The organism is Sphingomonas sp. BAUL-RG-20F-R05-02 (genome assembly GCF_022662305.1).
In the GTDB taxonomy this organism is placed as follows: domain Bacteria; phylum Pseudomonadota; class Alphaproteobacteria; order Sphingomonadales; family Sphingomonadaceae; genus Sphingomonas.
In genome coordinates, this window is record NZ_JAKNQH010000058.1 from 1 (window position 1) to 1,352 (window position 1,352).

The 1,352-nt window shown below is 62.9% G+C and carries 1 protein-coding gene; it reads right to left on the bottom strand.

Annotated features, from left to right (window positions below; all coding sequences use genetic code 11):
• Window positions 1-41: 41 nt before the first annotated feature.
• Window positions 42-1,223 (bottom strand): IS256 family transposase, encoded by a 1,182-nt coding sequence (locus L8F97_RS22405; protein WP_242154950.1) that lies wholly within the window; start codon window positions 1,221-1,223, stop codon window positions 42-44.
• Between the last annotated feature and the right edge of the window lie 129 nt (window positions 1,224-1,352).

Here is a 1,352-nt window from a genome sequence, read left to right on the forward strand (position 1 = left end):
GATTGTGCAACCGCACGTCTGGAAATTTGCCTGGGCCGAGTTCAGGCATTTCGGCATTCCCACTTGATGTAGGCCTTGCTGTCAGAGGCCCATGTTTCGTCGATCTCGACGAGAACGGCGGAGACGAGGCGCAGGAGAGCCTGGTCGTTGGGGAACACCCTGACCTTGACCGTCCTGCGCTTGAGCTCCTGCTGGACGGCGCGCTCGATAGGGTTCGAGGTTCGAAGGCGCCGACGATGATGCTCAGGGAGGGTGAAGACGGCGAGGCCTTCAGGAATGGTGTTCTCCAGCCACTTGGCGAGAGCTGGCGCGGTGTCATGGTAGGCAGCGACGAGTTCGTCGAGCGCTGACTGGGCTCTGACCAGGGTACTGGCATTCCACACGTTGCGTAATTCAGCGCCAATGCGTCCGCGGATAGCGACATTGGGCGCGTGATGGATAGCATTGGCGGCCAAATGGAACTGGCATCGCTGCCAGGTGGCGGCGCCAAGTACAGCTCGGCGAGCGGCGCGAAGGCCGGCATGATCGTCGGAAACGATGAATTCGACCCCTCGCATCCCGCGCGCTACCAGGCCGTCAAGGAAACCGCGCCAGTGGACCTCAGCTTCTGACAAGGCGACACTGACGCCGAGCACTCGGCGCCGCTCGTCAGGGCCGATGCCGATCGCGGAAAGCACCGCCGCATCGCGCACAACGCCGCCATAGCGCATCTTTTCGTACCGGGCATCGAGGATCAGGTACCGGATTTCGCCAAGCGGGCGGTTCCGCCACGCTTCCAGTTCGTCGTCGAGCATGGCTGCGGCGCGGCTGACCTGGGAGGAGGACAGGCCTTCGATCCCGAACTCGCGTAGCACCGCCTCGGCCTGGCGGGTGGAGACGCCCTTTACGTACATTTCGGCGACCGCCAGCATGACCGCGCGCACCGAGCGGCATCCGCGCTCGAGCGACCGGGGGAAGAAGGGCTCGTCGTCATGGCCAGCGGTCTTGGGAACGGCCACGTTGACTGTGCCGGCTGGTGTATCGATCCGTTTGAACTTGTAGCCGTTGGCATAGCCCCGTCGCTCGGGTGTACGCTCGTAACGCTGCGCGCCCAGGAAGCGTTCGCGCTCAATCCGCATTGCCATCTCGAAGGTGCGCGCGAACACCGTCGCGATGCCTTCGGGGCCCTGCTCGATCAACTGTTCCAGCACCGCCTCGATCACTGTATCGTGCGCATTGTCCATTCGTTTTCTCCACGGTTGTGTTGCAACTCCATGGAATGCCGAAGATGGGCAGCTGGTGCCGGGGCATGCCCCGGCACCAGCTTAAAGCCGCACGGCCAAACGAATTTCCAGACCTCGTGTTACACAACC